We start from the raw sequence: 15,023 nt of genomic DNA on the forward strand, positions 1-15,023 counted from the left end.
CGGATATCCTCGCGCAGCGGCTTAGGCAAGGCAGAAAGCCACAAAAAAGGCCCGCCAAAATGGCGGGCCAGTGTCCAGAGCCCCAGGGGACATTGCGGCTCTGTCAGTTCGTGGGTCGGGCTTGATCGGGCGAATCGCCTGATAAGCGACGTTGGCGCTCTCGCGATTGTGCGGTGCGCGCGGCGCGGCGTTCCTGCGCCAACGACGCCAGGTGAGTCGACGGATCGTCGGTGATCCGCGACGCCAGGGCCGAGCGGACGTCGTGTGGCGTTACGCCCATGTCGCCGAGCATGTGCGGATCGAGACTGAGGAGGTTCGCGACCGCGCGACGATTCCGATAAGCTCGAAGCACCGCGATCGCACGGGCGCCCGGCAGAAGAATGGCGCGCAGCAGCTTTTCACCGGCAGAGGCCGGCCTGTGAAGATCGACGGTCGTCATGACGACGCTCCTGAAGTAGGTGGGTCAGCGCGTGTTCCGGGGCACTATCGGCCTCAGATCGCGCTTGAGACACCCGAAATATGCATCGTACCGATTGATCATTCCAACGAATGTTTCTTATATTCGTCATCAGAGATCCTGATGTTTCGAAGGGAGCAACGAGATGGCTACCAGCCTTGACCTGGATCAGCTCCGGACCTTTGTGGCGATCGCGGAAACCGGCAGTTTCACCAAGGCCGCCGATGCCGTGTTCAAGACCCAATCGGCGGTATCGATGCAGATGCGGCGTCTGGAGGAGCGTATCGGCAAGCCGGTGTTTGTGCGCCAAGGCCGTGCCTCGCGCCTAACAGACGATGGGGAGCGGTTGCTGGGCTACGCACGGCGCATCATACGGCTGTCCGACGAGACGATTGCCGCTTTCGATGAGACCGAGTTGTCGGGGAGCGTCCGGCTTGGAACGCCGGATGATTATGCGGAACGGTTCCTGCCGGAGGTGCTCGCCCGGTTCTCGCGGTCCAATCCAAAGGTCGAGGTATCGGTGGTTTGCGAGCAGTCGCTCGATCTGATCAGGCTCACCCAAGGCGGCGACCTGGACCTTGCCATTGTGACCAATTGCGGCGAGGGAGCGGTTGAAGTGGTGCGGCGCGAACCCTTGCTTTGGGTTTCATCCAACCATCATGCCCCGGAGGACGAGGAGGTATTGCCACTGGCGCTCTTCAAGCCGCCATGCCTTTGGCGCGCCGCGGCCATGGATTCGCTGACGGAAAGCGGCCGCAAGTTTCGTGTGCTCTACCAAAGCAGCAACTCCACCGCGGTCGGCGCAGCGGTGTCCGCCGGCTTGGCGGTCACGGCGTTGGCCGAGTCGGCCCTGCGACCGGGAATGCGTGTTCTCGGCGAGGCGGATGGAATGCCGGCGCTACCGATGTGCGAAATCGGTCTGATTCGCTCCTGGAACCGGCCAAGTTCGGCGATCATCGATGCACTGGCGGACCATGTTGTTTCCTCGCTCGATAACATTTCCCTTCCGGCCGCTGCTGCATAGCTTCCGGAAGCCGTTTTGCGTCCCATGGGGTACGGCGAACCAGATGTTCTATGTCGGGCGCGATCACCGGCATTTGCTGCCTTGATCGAAGCTTGGCACAGGCATAAATCCGGTCCACTACCGTTCACGAGGGAGACGACAGATGGCATTGCGTATTGGCGATACGGCCCCCGATTTCGAAGCTGAAACCACCGAAGGCCCGATCCGATTTCACGACTGGCTCGGCGATTCCTGGGGGATCCTGTTTTCGCACCCCAAGGACTACACCCCGGTCTGCACCACGGAGCTCGGCGTCGTTGCCAAGCTCAAGCCGGATTTCGATAAACGGAACGTCAAGGTCATCGGCCTCAGCGTCGATCCGGTCGGCAATCACGAGGGGTGGGCCAAGGACATCGAGGAAACCCAGGGGATGGCCCCGAACTTCCCGATGATCGGCGATCCGGAGCTTGAGGTTTCCAAGCTCTACGAGATGCTGCCGGCCGAAGCCGGCGATTCCTCCGAGGGTCGGACACCGGCGGACAATCAGACGGTGCGCACGGTCTACATCGTCGGGCCGGATAAGAAGATCAAACTGATGCTCGCCTATCCGATGACCACCGGTCGGAACTTCGACGAAATCATGCGGATCGTCGATTCACTCCAGCTCACCGCCAACCACAAGGTCGCGACGCCGGCCAACTGGAAGGAAGGTGACGACGTGATCATCGCTGGGTCGGTCACCAACGAAGCGGCGGAAAAGATCTGGCCGGATGGTTGGAAATCACCGAAGCCCTACATCCGAATCGTGCCACAGCCGCGTGGAGAATAGTCACGTTTCAACGAAGATGGGTGGGGCGCGCCCTTCGGGGCGCCCCTTTTTCTGTGATGGCGCCTACGACAGGAAATGATGCTGGCGCCCTTCCAGCGCGAGAACGGTCATCGGCCCGCCGAAGACGGCGCCTGAATCGATGTTGATACGGTTTGGCTTGATCTCGGGCTGGGGGGCCGGCGTATGGCCGTGGATGACGATGACGCCGTGATCGCGACGGTCCGACAGGAATGGTTCGCGGATCCAGATGATGTCGTCCTCGATCTGCTCGGCGAGTGGCACGCCTGGTCGGATGCCGGCGTGGCAAAAGAAATAGTCGCCGACCTGCGCGGTGAGCGCGCATGCCTCGAGAAAACGGCGATGCTCCGGCGGGAATACAGCGGCCAATCGCGCCGAGAGCGATGACAGGCCACGGCCGGTGAAGTCCGGCCGCGCCGCGTCGATGCCATAGCTCGCCAGTGTCTCGACGCCGCCGTAGGTGAGCCAGGACGGCCCGACATGCTGCGGATCGGACAGGAACTCCAGCAGCCACGTGTCGTGATTGCCGCGAAGACAGGTGAATCGCGAGTCGCTCGCCTGCAATGCGCTGAGCCGGGCCAGAACGCCGGCCGAATCGGGACCGCGGTCGACATAGTCGCCAAGGTGAAAGATGCGGTGATCCGCCACCGGCCGCCCTGCCAGATCGCGCGCGATGCGTTCATGTGCCTCGGCTAGCATGGCATCGCATCCATGGATGTCGCCGATCGCGTAGATGCGCAAACCGTCGGGAATCGCTGATTCGCCAAGAAACACGAGCGTGCCACTCCAGGTAATCCGTCGACGGCAGTTAGGCCGCTTTGGCACTTTCATCAAGCCAGTCGTCAATCGATGCGGCGGCGGTTAGGATCGGTGTAGGACGCTATCAACGGAGGGAGGCGGTATGCCCACGCTACGTACACTCGCGATTGCCCTGGCTTTCGGAGCCGCTGGTCTGGTTCAAGCTGGTGCCGCCGAGTTGCCGGACCTTGGCGGGCGATCGGTTCAGGCGGTGACGGAGAACGCCTATACCCCGCTCAACTTTGCCGACCCGGAGACCGGCGAAGGAATCGGCTGGGAATATGACGCCTTCAACGAGATTGCCAAGCGCCTCAACCTGTCGGTGGAGTGGAACCTGTCGAGTTGGGACACCATGATCCAAGCGGTCCGCGAAGGGCAGTTCGACATCGGTATGGACGGCATCACCATCACCGACGAGCGCAAAACCCAGGTGGATTTCTCCGAGCCCTACATGGTCTCCGAGCAATTCATGCTGGTTCGGGCTGATGAGGACCGGTTCGCCGATGCCGAGACGTTCGCGACGGACGACAGCCTTCTTGTCGGCGCCCAGGCGGGGACGACCAACTTCTACACCGCCGTCTATGACGTTCTCGACGGCAAGGAGGATAATCCGCGCATCAAGCTGTTCGAAACATTCGGTGCTTCGGTTCAGGCGTTGAACTCGGGCGACGTGGACCTGGTGTTGATGGATGCGACGTCGGCGGCGGGCTACATCGGCGCCTCGCCGGATTCGTTCAAGGTGGTCGGCGGCCCATTGGGCAGCGAGGAGTTTGGTTTCATCTTCACGCCCGGCTCCGACCTGGTGGAGCCGATCAATGCCGCGATCCAGTCAATGAAAGACGACGGCACGATCGATGCCCTGAACCAGAAATGGTTCTTCGAGTACCAGGCCGGTCAGTGATCGAGCGGGCGCGCTGACCGATCAGGCCGACAGCAACGGAACAGTCTCGCGGCGCCGCTTCCGCGTTGCCGATCGTTTTCCCTACTGGCTCCTGGCGATCGTTCTGCTCGGCGTTCTGTTCGCCTGGCTGATCGCCGCGGATGGCAATTACCGGATCATCTTCAACGCGTTGCGCCAGGGCGTCTGGGTCACGCTGTGGGTCTCGTTCGTCGCTTTCGCGCTTGCGACCATGCTGGGCCTGGTCGTCGCGCTTGGGCGGTTGTCGAAGCGACGCATCCTGCGCGAGGTCGCGACGTTCTACATCGAGATCGTCCGCGGCATCCCGGTTCTGGTGCTGCTGTTCTACATCGCCTTTGTCGGTGCACCGCAGATCGTCGTCCTGTGGAATTCGCTGTTCGCCGGCCTGATCGAAACCGGCTGGTGGCCGGCGATGAGCGTGCGCGACTTCGATATGACCTGGCGGGCGATCGTCGCACTGATGATCAGCTACTCCGCCTTCATCGCCGAGATCTTCCGCGCTGGGATCGAAGCCGTGCCGCGCGGCCAGATCGAGGCGGCCGAGTCGCTGGGGCTCAAACGGCGGCAGGTGATGCGGTTGGTCGTGTTGCCGCAGGCAGTGCGAACAGTGCTTCCGCCGCTCGGCAACGACTTTGTCGCGATGATCAAGGACTCGGCACTGGTTTCGGCGCTGGGTGTGCAGGACATCACCCAGCTCGGCAAGGTCTACGCCGCTTCGACCTTCCGGTTTTTTGAGACCTACAACGTGGTCGCCTATCTCTATCTGGTCATGACCATCAGCCTGTCGCTGCTGGTGCGCGGGCTGGAGGCGCGAATGAGGCGAAGCCAGGCGAAGAAATAGGCGTTGCGGGTTCACGGGTTACCGCTTGGGTGTGCTTGCCGGGCGGATCAGATTCGGCAGGCAGTTGACCGCGACATGCGCGCTTCGAGGCCGCCTTCGGCGGCACCTCAGCATGAGGGGAGCAAGCTCTCAGCTGAGGGCGACGTCCGTTGAATCTCCACTAAGACGTGGCGTAGGTGGAACCCGGTGGCGGAAGGGGTGGAAACAGATCGGGTTGGGCCAAGCTTTCGTCGGGTGACGTTTGAGGGAGGTGAGACTCGCTCGTCTACCCCACCACCACGACATGCAGGCGCCGCGGGCCGTGGGCGCCGAGTAGCAACTTCTGCTCGATGTCACCGGAGCGAGACGGGCCGGTGATGAAGTTGACCGTTCGCGGCAATTCGCGCTCGCCGCAGCGCTCCCGCATCATGTCCCATATGGTCTCATAGTCGCCCGCAATGTCTTCGGCCCGTACGACGATCACGTGGGTTTCGGGCAGGAAATTGAGCGTTGTCGGGTTGTCGGTGCCCGACGTCAGCACCAGCGTGCCGGTTTCGGCGACGCCGGCGATGGCGTGGCTGATACCGACCGGATCGCTGCCGCCGCTGGGGCCATGGCTGATGTCGATCGGCGTCACCGACCAGGGGAGGTCGTTGAGCAGCGGATCGTCGCCCATTCGTAGCGAGGCCGGCAGATTATGGTCGCGGAGAAACTCGGTGACGACCCGCGGAATATCGACCCGATCGGTGACCCGGGTAACCGTCGCCGACACCTTCTCGGCCATGGTGGCGAACAACTCGATCCGCGCCTCGCCGGTGACCTGACCGCGCTCCGGGACGATCCCGCGCGGCGCGTTCTCCAGCCTGGCGACGACGACGGCGCGTCGACCCACGTCGCCACCGTCGACCGACAGCGCGCGGCGGATCTTGCCAAGGACGACGTCCCGGTCGCTCATGAAGCATGCCGCTGGTACTCGGCCCATTGGGCCTGGAACGTTTTCCCCTCCGGCGCCGGGAATTCGCGGTATTTGGTCCAGCCGCCGGCGAGCGGCAGGCTGCTGAGCCGTCCCCGGCCGAAGGCGCGATTGGCCAGCACCCGCATCGCCAGCCGCGTCGCCCATTGATAGAGCCGTGGGCGTTTGGCGAAGAACGCCCAGACACCGAGGCCGGTGCGCACCGTGGCGGGTGACAGGTGACGCTCGAACTCCTTCTCGCGCCAGTGGCGCATCAGATTCGGCAACGGAATCCGCATTGGGCAGACTTCCTCGCATCGCCCGCAGAAGGTCGAGGCATTGGGAAGATTACCGGCCTGGTCGACGCCGATGAACTCCGGTGTCAGCACGGCACCGATGGGGCCAGGATAGACCCAGCCATAGGCATGGCCACCGATCGATTGGTAGACCGGGCAGTGGTTCATGCAAGCGCCGCAGCGAATACAGCGCAGCGCGTCACGGAATTCGGACCCGAGCATCTCCGAGCGGCCGTTGTCGAGGATGACGACATGATACTCGTCCGGTCCGTCCGGGTCGCCGGGGCGGCGCGGACCGGTCGAGAAGGTGGTGTAGACCGACAGGTCCTGACCGGTGGCGGAGCGGGCGAGGACGCGCAGGATTTCGCTGACATCGTTCAGCGTCGGCACGATCTTCTCGATCGACGCAACGACAATATGGACCCGCGGCAGAATTTGGGTGAGGTCGCCGTTGCCTTCGTTGGTGACGATCACCGATGTCCCGGTTTCCGCGACCAGGAAATTAGCGCCGGTGATGCCGACGTCGGCTGCCAGAAATTTCTCGCGGAGAATCAATCGCGCTTCGCCGAGGAGCTCGACCGGCTCGGAAAGGTCGCGGTCGTCCGGCAGGTCAGTATGGGCGTGGCGGAAACTCTTCTCGACCTGGTCCTTGGTCAGGTGGATCGCCGGCGCGATGATATGGCTCGGGGTTTCGTGCCTGAGCTGAATGATGTACTCGCCGAGGTCGGTCTCGATCGGCGTAACGTCGTTCTCCTCGAGGAAATCGTTGAGACCGATCTCCTCGGCGATCATCGACTTGCCTTTGGTGACGGTTTTCGCGCCAACCCGGTGGCAGATCGACAGGATGACGTCGCGGGCGCTGGCGGCCGTCTCGGCGTAGTGGACCGCGCCACCCGACGCCCGCACCCGGTCTTCATGGGCTTCCAGGTAGAGGTCCAGATGCGCGAGCGTATGGTTCTTGATGTCGCGCGCCATGTCCCGGATCGCATCGAACTCTGGTAGTTCCGCTACCGCCTTGGCGCGCTTCTCGATGAAACCGACGCGGACGTTACCGAGCGCACGCTGCAGATGTTCGTCCGCCAGCGCGTCGCGGGCGTTCTGTTTGAAGGTTTCCGAGCGGATTTCCATCAATTGCCTCAATTGCGCCGGCAAGCCGGCAGCGCGTCACACCACTTGTCATACAGGCAAACGATCGGGTCGCGGAACCTCCCCGGCCGGGATAGATCAGCGCAGGTTCGCGCCTTGGCGGGCAGGGTGGCGCGGAGACGAGATGGTTCCGCGGGGGCGGCTTCCGCGCGTTTGTGTCATTTGGCTCACCGATTTGGACCCAACGTGTCACCGGATGTATCGTCGATCAGCTTCTCGACAATGATGACGTCACGCCAGTCGCCATCGAGTTTTCCGTGGCGCTCATAGGTGCCGACGACACGGAACCCGGCCTCCCGGCAAAGCGCTAGGCTGGCTTCGTTTTCCGGGAAGATGCGGGAGAGAAGCTTCCAGAATCCGCGCTCCCGGCAATGCGCGATCAGCCCGTCGAGCGCCACACGCCCGATGCCCCGGCCGCGGTAATTCCTTGAGACATAGACGGAAAACTCGCCGACGCCGGAATAGCAGAGGCGGTCACGGTAGACGAACGCCGCGGCATAGCCGGCGACATCACCATCCCGCTCGACAATGACAACCGGCCGGTCCTGATCGAACCAGCTCAGGATGTCATCGGCCGACCGGTGATCGACCTCGAAGGTCGCGACCCTGTCGTCGATCCCCTGATTATAGATCTCGGCGATGGCCTCGGCATCCGTGCGCGTTGCAACTCGCCATTTGGAATCAGACACTAGAGTGAACTCTGCGTTACTCCCGCGCTTCGCCGATCGGCGGTGTGTCGGTCAATCCGGACAGCACCTCGGCGACGTGCCGGACTGAGACGCTGCGGCCCTCGCGTTGCAGCCTCCCGGCCATGTTCATCAGGCAACCGAGGTCTCCGGCGAGCAACGTCTGAGCGCCGCTTTCGATGATCCTCTCCGTCTTCCGTTCCACCATGGCGTTGGAGATATCCGGGTATTTCACACAGAAGGTGCCACCGAAACCGCAGCAGACATTGGCGTCCTCGAGTTCGACGCGATCCAGGCCTTCGACCGAATCGAGGAGGCGCCTGGGCTGATCCCGGATGCCAAGCTCGCGCAACCCGGCGCATGAGTCATGGTAGGTCACCGTCTCGGCGAATTGCGCGTCGACATGGGTCATGCCGCGAACATCGGTAAGAAAGCTCACCAGTTCGTGCGCCTTCTCCGCGAACGCCTCGGCCCGCGGCTGCCACGCCGGATCGTCCGCGAAGAGGCTCGGGTAGTGGTGGCTGAGCATGCCGCCGCAGGACCCGGACGGCGCCACGACATAATCGTAGGGCTCGAACGTCGCGATGACCTGTCGCGCGATCGCTTGAGTGTTCTTGCGGTCGCCGGAGTTGAACGCCGGCTGGCCGCAGCAGGTTTGTGCCTTCGGCACGGTGACGTCGCAGCCGGCGGCCTCCAGCAGCCGAACGGCGGCAAAACCGACGGTGGGACGAAAAAGGTCAACCAAACAGGTGACGAAAAGCGCGACCTGCGGCCGCCGTTCGGTGTCTTCCGCCATATCCCCAGCCGGCTAGAATGATGATCATGGCTGGTTGGGTCCGGCCATGCTTGGTCGATAGGCCAGGATGGTAGCGTGCTGGCGCGATTCTGTCATTTGGCTATCATGCCGCAAGGAAAAGAGACGTGAGCCGATCATGACCGCCATCCGGATGCCACCCGTCGACCAGTCTATCGTCGACCGCCGCGACGAGATCGTCGCTGGCCTGCGGGTGCTTCTCGGTGAGGCCCATGTCATCAGCTCCGAGGACGAACGGCGCGCCTACGAGACCGATGCGCTGACTGCCTACCGGTCGGTGCCACTTGCGGTAGCGTTGCCGGGATCGACGGAGGAAGTGTCCGAGGTTCTGCGCTTCCTAGACGAGGTCGGGGCGAAAGTCGTCGCCCGCGGGGCGGGAACCTCGCTGTCCGGTGGTGCGCTGCCGTCACCGGACGCGGTCGTCGTCGGTTTGTCGCGGATGAATCGCATCCTGGAGATCGACTACGAAAATCGGACGGCGCGGGTCGAAACCGGCGTCACCAACATCAACATCACCAACGCGGTTTCCGGCCGGGGCTTCTTCTACGCGCCCGACCCGTCCAGCCAACTGGCGTGCACCATCGGCGGCAACATCGCGATGAATTCCGGCGGCGCCCATTGTTTGAAATACGGTGTCACCACCAACAACATCCTCGGGGCGACGGCGGTGCTGGTCGACGGGACGGTGGTCCGGTTCGGTGGCGAAAACCTCGACGCGGCCGGCTACGACTATCTCGGGCTGATCATCGGGTCGGAGGGGCAGCTGGGCATCGCGACCGAGGCGACGGTGCGCATCCTTCGGGCTGCCAACGGCGCCCGGCCGATGCTGATGGGCTTTTCGTCAGCCGAGGCGGCCGGCGGCTGCGTTGCCGCGATCATCGGGTCCGGTGTGGTGCCGGTGGCGATCGAGTACATGGACAAGCCCGCGATCAAGGTCTGCGAGGCCTTCGCCCATGCCGGCTACCCGCTTGACGTTGAGGCATTGCTGATCGTCGAGGTTGAGGGCTCGGAGGCGGAAATCGCCGATCAGATCGAACGGATCACCGGCACGGCGAGCCAGTTCGAGCCGACGGTGGTGAAGGTATCGAAGTCGGAGGCCGAAAGCGCGGCCATCTGGAAGGGGCGTAAGTCGGCTTTCGGGGCCATGGGCCGGATTTCCGACTACATGTGCATGGATGGCGTGATCCCCACCGGTGCGTTGCCCGGCGTGCTCCGCCGAGTCTCGCAGATCTGCGCCGGCTATGGGCTGTCGGTCGCCAACATCTTCCACGCGGGCGATGGCAACCTGCATCCCTTGGTTCTTTACGACATGAACGATCGCGATCAGTTGGCCAAAGCGGAAGCTGCGGGCGCTGATATCCTCAAGCTGTGCGTGGAAGTCGGTGGCTGCCTGACCGGTGAACATGGCGTCGGCATCGAGAAGCGCGATCTGATGGGTGTTCAGTTCGATTCGGCTGACCTTGATCAACAAATTCGGATCAAGACAGCCCTTGATCCCGCTTGGCGGCTCAATCCAGCCAAGGTGTTTCCGCTTGATGCGCGGCCGGCAGGGGCCTGCCGGCGGCCATGACGTCCTTGTTCCAGATCAACGCTGTAAGGCCACGACGATTTCAGGATATCTGCCATGGAACGGATACGGATCGATCAACACGGTTCGCTGGGCCTCGTGTGGTTCGCTGGCTGGCTGTTCACCCTTGGATTTCTCGATCTCAACTTCTGGCGCGGCCTCTGGGCGATCATAGTCTGGCCCTACTATCTCGGCGTTCACTTCACTCCGCTGGCGAGTTGAAGCGTCGCCCCACGGGGGCGGCCATATGACGACGAGCCCGGCTCAACAGCCGGCAACGGAACAGGAACTCGCCGCCACGATTGCAGACGCCGCTTCGCGGCGTGAGCCCGTTGCGGTCGCTGGTGGCGGCACGCAGGCCGGCCTCGGCCGTCCCGTGCAGGCGGCGGCGACGCTCTCCGCCGCCGGACTCACCGGCGTGACCTTGTACGAGCCGGCTGAGCAGGTGATCGCAGCGTGGGCGGGGACGCCGCTTGCCGAAGTGGAGTCCGTGTTGGCCACAGAGAACCAGCGGCTCGCCTTCGAGCCCACCGACCGACGACGGCTCTACGCATCGGAAGGAACGCCGACCATCGGTGCCGTGGTCGCGACCAATGCCTCCGGACCTCGGCGTATTCAGGCCGGGGCGGCGCGGGATAGTCTGATCGGCATCCGGGCGGTGAACGGCAGCGGCGAGGTGATCAAGTCGGGTGGTCGGGTGATGAAGAACGTCACCGGCTACGACCTCGCCAAGTTCCTCGCCGGCTCGCACGGGACTCTGGCGGTTCTATCGGAGGTGACGTTCAAAATTCAGCCGATACCGGAGACGGAGGCGACGCTAGTGATCAACGGATTGGATGACGCGGCAGCCGTGGCGGCGCTGTCGGCGGCGCTCGGGTCGACCGCCACGGTAACCGGGGCGGCGCACCGACCGGCCGGAAACAGCGATGCGCGCACCTGGGTTCGGATCGAGGGCTTTGCTGCATCGGTCAAAGAGCGAACCGATCATCTCACGGGTGTCCTGTCCGCATTTGGTGTCGATGCAACGCTTGACCCAGCGGAGTCCCAGGCTTGCTGGGAGGCGGTCGGCGACCTCTCGACCCTTACCGCTTCAGTGGATTCGGTTGTCTGGAAGGTATCGGTCAAGCCCAGCGACGGGCCGGCCGTTGCCGCGGCGGTGTCCGAGCAACTCGACTGCCAGGTTCTGTACGATTGGGGCGGTGGGCTTGTCTGGATTGCGCTGCCGGACGCCGGCACGGATGGAGGTGCGGGGGTCGTTCGCGGCGCTCTGAACGGTCGTAACGGCCATGCGACCTTGGTCAGGGCTCCCGACGCGATTCGCACAACTGTTGACGTGTTCGAGCCGTCGGCGAACGCGATCGCTGACCTCACCCGCAAAATGAAGGCAACCTTCGACCCCGGCGGCATCCTCAACCCCGGCCGGATGTACGCCGGCGTTTAGCTCTACGCATGCAGACCAATTTCTCGCTGGCTCAGCTTGCCGATCCCGACACCGCCGTCTCGGAGAAGATTCTGCGGACCTGTGTCCACTGCGGATTCTGCACAGCAACGTGCCCGACCTATGTGCTGCTCGGCGACGAACTCGACAGTCCGCGGGGCCGGATCTACCTGATCAAGGACATGCTCGAGGCCGACAAACCGGCAAGCGAGAAAGTGACCCTCCACATCGACCGCTGCCTGTCGTGTCTGGCGTGCATGACGACTTGTCCCTCGGGGGTCGACTACATGCACCTCGTCGATCATGCCCGAGCGCGGATACACGAAACCTACCGCCGGCCTTGGTTCGACCGGATCATACGGCGGGGGTTGGCGGCCGTGCTGCCTTACCCCGCTCGTTTCCGCGCCGCTCTGATCACCGCCTGGTTCTTTCGGCCGTTTGCGCGGCTCGCGGTCCGGGCGCCGGGCATGGCGCGGATCGGCGCTGCCTTGGCCCTGGCGCCGACGAAACTGCCGCCGCGATCCGATAGCGACCGCCCCGGCGTCTTTCCGGCAAAGGGCGAGCGACGCGGCCGGGTCGTCATCCTGAGGGGCTGTGCCCAATCGGTGCTCGATCCGGGCATCAACGACGCAGCGATCCGCCTGCTTACCCGTGCGGGCGTTGAGGTGGTGCTGGCCGAGGGCGAAGGCTGCTGCGGCGCGCTCGTCCATCACATGGGCCGGACCCACGACTCCCACGACCAAGCCAAGCGCAACATCGACGCCTGGGTATCGATCCTCGACAATGGCGGCCTTGACGCGATCCTTGTGACCACGTCCGGATGCGGAACGACGGTCAAGGATTATGGGTTCATGTTGCGCAACGACGCAGACTACGCCGAGAAGGCGACGCGGGTATCGGCCTTGGCGAGGGATGTATCGGAGTACATTGAGACGCTGGAACTCGGGGTGCCCACGATCGACATCGGGCTAACCGTTGCCTACCACGCCGCGTGTTCGCTCCAGCATGGACAGCAGGTCAAGACGGCGCCGAAGACGCTGCTCGCCAAAGCCGGCTTCCAGGTGCTGGAGCCGGCCGAGGGCCACCTCTGCTGCGGCTCCGCCGGCACCTATAACCTGCTCCAGCCGGAAATCGCCGGGCAACTGCGCGACCGCAAGATCGGTCACATCGAAGACCTGAAGCCCGACCTGGTTGCCGCCGGCAATATCGGCTGCATCACCCAGATCGGCAGCGGCACCGACCTGCCCATCGTTCACACCGTCGAACTGCTCGACTGGGCCTATGGCGGGCCCGTGCCGGATCGGCTGAGCCATCTCCAGACGCCGGCCGAAACGGCTCAGTAGCCCTCCATCTCATCCGGCTGAAACCGCAAGCTTCGCTTGGGTTTCTTGCCGAGAATGGTGGTGAGCACGTCGTTCATGGTCGCCCGATCGTTGTCGAATCCGCCATGGGTCGTGCTGTCGGTGCGTGAAGAGTTGCGGCCCGCGTAGTGGATCGTATGTCGTTTCGGTAGCGAGTTCCGCGCGATCAGCGAATCGACGCCGGTCTCCATGCCGAGCAGGGGCGTTTTGTCCTTCTCTTCGAATGCGTTCGACACGAGATAAAGCAGAGACTTTCGATACGGGCCGACGGTATCGTCCCGTTCCCGAGTATCGATGAGATTGTACTGAACGATGTTTTTGATGATCCCCTTGACGTTGCCGGTTCCGATCGCCGGCCGGTAGACATTGTCGTAGAAATCGGTGGTGCAGGCCGGTGCCAGGAGGCTGACGCTGGCGATGGGGGGCGCCTCACCGCCGGCGAGCGCCGACCAGGTTCGGATCAACTCGCCGAGCAGGATCGAGCCGGCGCTGTGCCCAACCATGTGGATCTTCAGCGGGCGCGGAGACGCGGCGCTCACCTTGAGCAGTTCGCGGACGGCTGCCCAGCCACCGGCGTTTCTCTCGAACGGGCGGGACGCGTCGCGCTTCATCTCGCGCCACAACCGTAGGCCGACACCCCGCGACGTCTGCTCGATGGTCCAGTCCAGGGCGTCGGGAATGAAGCCGACGCGGGCTTCGCTCCGGCGGAAAATGTCGCCGAAGATGTCGCCGATCTCCTCGGAAAAACCAGTCTCCCACATGAAGTGGATCGGGTAGATGCGGTTGCGCTTGAACACCGGCTTCATCGCCCGGATCCGGCGCGCCGAAGCCTTGGCGCTGTTTAGCCCGCCGTGGGCGTAGAAGACGAGGTGATCGTATTTCGGTTCCTCCCGCCTGGCGTCCTTCTTCAGGAACTTCGCCGTTTCCCTGATGGTGTCGAGCGATGTCGCGTATCGGCCGGCTTCGACCAGTTCCCCATCGTCGAGATGAATGACATGGCCGAGAATGTCCTTGCGCCGCGGCGTCGGGCGTTGCCGGAAGCGGGCGCTCGAAGCGCTGTCGGACTGAACTGGAACGTGAGTGAGGTCGAAGGCGTCCGGGGTTGGCACCGCCAGTCTTAGGACCCACGCGTCGAGGATGTTTTCGGCCCAATCGGCATAGGTCCACAGCGCGATGCCGCCGAAGCCCTGATAGCCGCCCCACCGCGGTCCCCATGAATTCTGGATCAGGAACCCGTCGGCATTGTAGCCAACGATGAAGAACGCATGACCGCCTTCGTGAACGGTCGAGTGGGCGATCTCGCCGTTCCTTGGATTGGACCAGCCGCGGTGGGTCCGCGCCGAGACATAGACGGCGCCGACTTCGTTCAGCGCCGCGTGGTAGTCAATAATCTCGGGTCGGAGGCGATAGTAGGCACCGAGCCCGGTATTCCGGGCGTCTCTCGCCTGCTCGATGGTCAAGCGCCAGTTCTTCTGTCCGATCACGTATGGCGCCAGTCGTTGTTCGCACACCCCGTTATGGAAGAAGCCTTTCAGGGCGCCACGGATGCTGGACCCTTCGTAGGCTTCGCCCGGCCATTCGTCGTGAAGCTTGGCGTGCTCGTAGAGCATTCTCGAACTGACCAGATCGCTCGGCGCCGGCAGTTGCTGAAGGATGCTGCGGCGGCTCCGCAAGAGGTTGATCGCGCCCGCCAGCGCAAATCCGGTGCATGCGCCTTCCACGCCCTGATCGAGGATTGGCGACTCCGCCGGATGCGGCGGGCCGATCTCCACCAGCAGATCGAGCAGAGCCGGTTGGTAAGTCCGGTCCCGCAAGTCGGGCAGGTCGGGATGAACGTTGAGGATGCGGGTCGCATCGCCGGCCTGGATTTGGGGCGGTTGCCCATTGCCGACTTTGGTCGCTTTCTTGGCCATCGCGCG

Annotated in this window: 15 protein-coding genes; 8 read left to right on the top strand and 7 right to left on the bottom strand. The window is 63.5% G+C overall.

From position 1 onward, the window contains the following. Positions 1-103: 103 nt before the first annotated feature. Positions 104-439, bottom strand: coding sequence for a DUF1127 domain-containing protein (locus ACO076_RS10295; RefSeq protein WP_421726623.1), 336 nt, complete (start codon positions 437-439; stop codon positions 104-106). A gap of 163 nt (positions 440-602) precedes the next feature. On the opposite strand from ACO076_RS10295, the gene ACO076_RS10300 reads away from it, so the two are divergent. Next, entirely contained in the window at positions 603-1,481 is an 879-nt protein-coding gene (locus tag ACO076_RS10300; RefSeq protein ID WP_421726624.1) for a LysR substrate-binding domain-containing protein, read from the top strand. Between the two features lie 142 nt (positions 1,482-1,623). Then, positions 1,624-2,289: a peroxiredoxin gene (locus ACO076_RS10305; RefSeq protein ID WP_421726625.1), complete on the top strand. Its 666-nt coding sequence runs from the start codon at positions 1,624-1,626 to the stop codon at positions 2,287-2,289. Between the two features lie 63 nt (positions 2,290-2,352). On the opposite strand, the gene ACO076_RS10310 is transcribed toward ACO076_RS10305, so the two are convergent. Beyond that, a complete protein-coding gene (locus ACO076_RS10310) occupies positions 2,353-3,081 on the bottom strand; it encodes a metallophosphoesterase family protein (protein ID WP_421726626.1) in 729 nt (242 codons plus the stop codon). 127 nt (positions 3,082-3,208) lie between these two features. On the opposite strand from ACO076_RS10310, the gene ACO076_RS10315 reads away from it, so the two are divergent. Next, entirely contained in the window at positions 3,209-4,006 is a 798-nt protein-coding gene (locus ACO076_RS10315; RefSeq protein WP_421726627.1) for a transporter substrate-binding domain-containing protein, read from the top strand. 91 nt (positions 4,007-4,097) lie between these two features. Beyond that, entirely contained in the window at positions 4,098-4,865 is a 768-nt protein-coding gene (locus ACO076_RS10320; protein ID WP_421726715.1) for an amino acid ABC transporter permease, read from the top strand. Positions 4,866-5,130: 265 nt separating this feature from the next. On the opposite strand, the gene ACO076_RS10325 is transcribed toward ACO076_RS10320, so the two are convergent. From ACO076_RS10325 to ACO076_RS10340, 4 genes are all read right to left on the bottom strand, one after another. Next, positions 5,131-5,799, bottom strand: coding sequence for a LutC/YkgG family protein (locus ACO076_RS10325; protein ID WP_421726628.1), 669 nt, complete (start codon positions 5,797-5,799; stop codon positions 5,131-5,133). Next, positions 5,796-7,220, bottom strand: coding sequence for a LutB/LldF family L-lactate oxidation iron-sulfur protein (locus tag ACO076_RS10330; protein ID WP_421726629.1), 1,425 nt, complete (start codon positions 7,218-7,220; stop codon positions 5,796-5,798). Before ACO076_RS10330 ends, ACO076_RS10325 begins: the two co-directional genes overlap by 4 nt. A gap of 185 nt (positions 7,221-7,405) precedes the next feature. Further along, positions 7,406-7,927 (bottom strand): arsinothricin resistance N-acetyltransferase ArsN1 family A, encoded by a 522-nt coding sequence (locus ACO076_RS10335; protein ID WP_421726630.1) that lies wholly within the window; start codon positions 7,925-7,927, stop codon positions 7,406-7,408. Positions 7,928-7,943: 16 nt separating this feature from the next. Continuing rightward, positions 7,944-8,720, bottom strand: coding sequence for a (Fe-S)-binding protein (locus tag ACO076_RS10340; RefSeq protein ID WP_421726631.1), 777 nt, complete (start codon positions 8,718-8,720; stop codon positions 7,944-7,946). Positions 8,721-8,856: 136 nt separating this feature from the next. On the opposite strand from ACO076_RS10340, the gene ACO076_RS10345 reads away from it, so the two are divergent. Genes ACO076_RS10345 through glcF form a run of 4 tightly spaced genes read left to right on the top strand, consistent with a single transcriptional unit; the run spans position 8,857 to position 13,086 of the window. After that, the gene (locus ACO076_RS10345; protein ID WP_421726632.1) at positions 8,857-10,308 is read left to right on the top strand and encodes an FAD-linked oxidase C-terminal domain-containing protein; all 1,452 of its coding nucleotides are present in this window, start codon (positions 8,857-8,859) and stop codon (positions 10,306-10,308) included. A 54-nt stretch (positions 10,309-10,362) separates the two neighbouring features. Beyond that, positions 10,363-10,527, top strand: a complete 165-nt coding sequence (locus tag ACO076_RS10350) for a hypothetical protein (protein ID WP_421726633.1) — start codon at positions 10,363-10,365, stop codon at positions 10,525-10,527. Positions 10,528-10,552: 25 nt separating this feature from the next. Then, entirely contained in the window at positions 10,553-11,746 is a 1,194-nt protein-coding gene (locus ACO076_RS10355; protein WP_421726634.1) for an FAD-binding protein, read from the top strand. Between the two features lie 8 nt (positions 11,747-11,754). Next, the gene (glcF, locus tag ACO076_RS10360) at positions 11,755-13,086 is read left to right on the top strand and encodes a glycolate oxidase subunit GlcF (RefSeq protein ID WP_421726635.1); all 1,332 of its coding nucleotides are present in this window, start codon (positions 11,755-11,757) and stop codon (positions 13,084-13,086) included. Here glcF and ACO076_RS10365 read toward each other — a convergent pair. Next, positions 13,080-15,017, bottom strand: coding sequence for a C1 family peptidase (locus ACO076_RS10365; protein WP_421726636.1), 1,938 nt, complete (start codon positions 15,015-15,017; stop codon positions 13,080-13,082). The genes glcF and ACO076_RS10365 overlap by 7 nt on opposite strands. Between the last annotated feature and the right edge of the window lie 6 nt (positions 15,018-15,023).

Origin of the sequence: Bauldia sp. (assembly GCF_965232525.1) — a bacterium.
Classification (GTDB): Bacteria; Pseudomonadota; Alphaproteobacteria; order Rhizobiales; family Kaistiaceae; genus Bauldia.

What these genes read in the sequence shown, in the direction of transcription:
- ACO076_RS10305 (WP_421726625.1), top strand. Translation starts at nt 1,624, where the DNA reads ATGGCATTGCGTATTGGCGATACGGCCCCCGATTTCGAAGCTGAAACC.
- ACO076_RS10340 (WP_421726631.1), bottom strand. Translation starts at nt 8,720, where the DNA reads ATGGCGGAAGACACCGAACGGCGGCCGCAGGTCGCGCTTTTCGTCACC.
- glcF (WP_421726635.1), top strand. Translation starts at nt 11,755, where the DNA reads ATGCAGACCAATTTCTCGCTGGCTCAGCTTGCCGATCCCGACACCGCC.
- ACO076_RS10295 (WP_421726623.1), bottom strand. Translation starts at nt 439, where the DNA reads ATGACGACCGTCGATCTTCACAGGCCGGCCTCTGCCGGTGAAAAGCTG.
- ACO076_RS10350 (WP_421726633.1), top strand. Translation starts at nt 10,363, where the DNA reads ATGGAACGGATACGGATCGATCAACACGGTTCGCTGGGCCTCGTGTGG.
- ACO076_RS10345 (WP_421726632.1), top strand. Translation starts at nt 8,857, where the DNA reads ATGACCGCCATCCGGATGCCACCCGTCGACCAGTCTATCGTCGACCGC.
- ACO076_RS10325 (WP_421726628.1), bottom strand. Translation starts at nt 5,799, where the DNA reads ATGAGCGACCGGGACGTCGTCCTTGGCAAGATCCGCCGCGCGCTGTCG.
- ACO076_RS10355 (WP_421726634.1), top strand. Translation starts at nt 10,553, where the DNA reads ATGACGACGAGCCCGGCTCAACAGCCGGCAACGGAACAGGAACTCGCC.
- ACO076_RS10365 (WP_421726636.1), bottom strand. Translation starts at nt 15,017, where the DNA reads ATGGCCAAGAAAGCGACCAAAGTCGGCAATGGGCAACCGCCCCAAATC.
- ACO076_RS10300 (WP_421726624.1), top strand. Translation starts at nt 603, where the DNA reads ATGGCTACCAGCCTTGACCTGGATCAGCTCCGGACCTTTGTGGCGATC.
- ACO076_RS10330 (WP_421726629.1), bottom strand. Translation starts at nt 7,220, where the DNA reads ATGGAAATCCGCTCGGAAACCTTCAAACAGAACGCCCGCGACGCGCTG.
- ACO076_RS10315 (WP_421726627.1), top strand. Translation starts at nt 3,209, where the DNA reads ATGCCCACGCTACGTACACTCGCGATTGCCCTGGCTTTCGGAGCCGCT.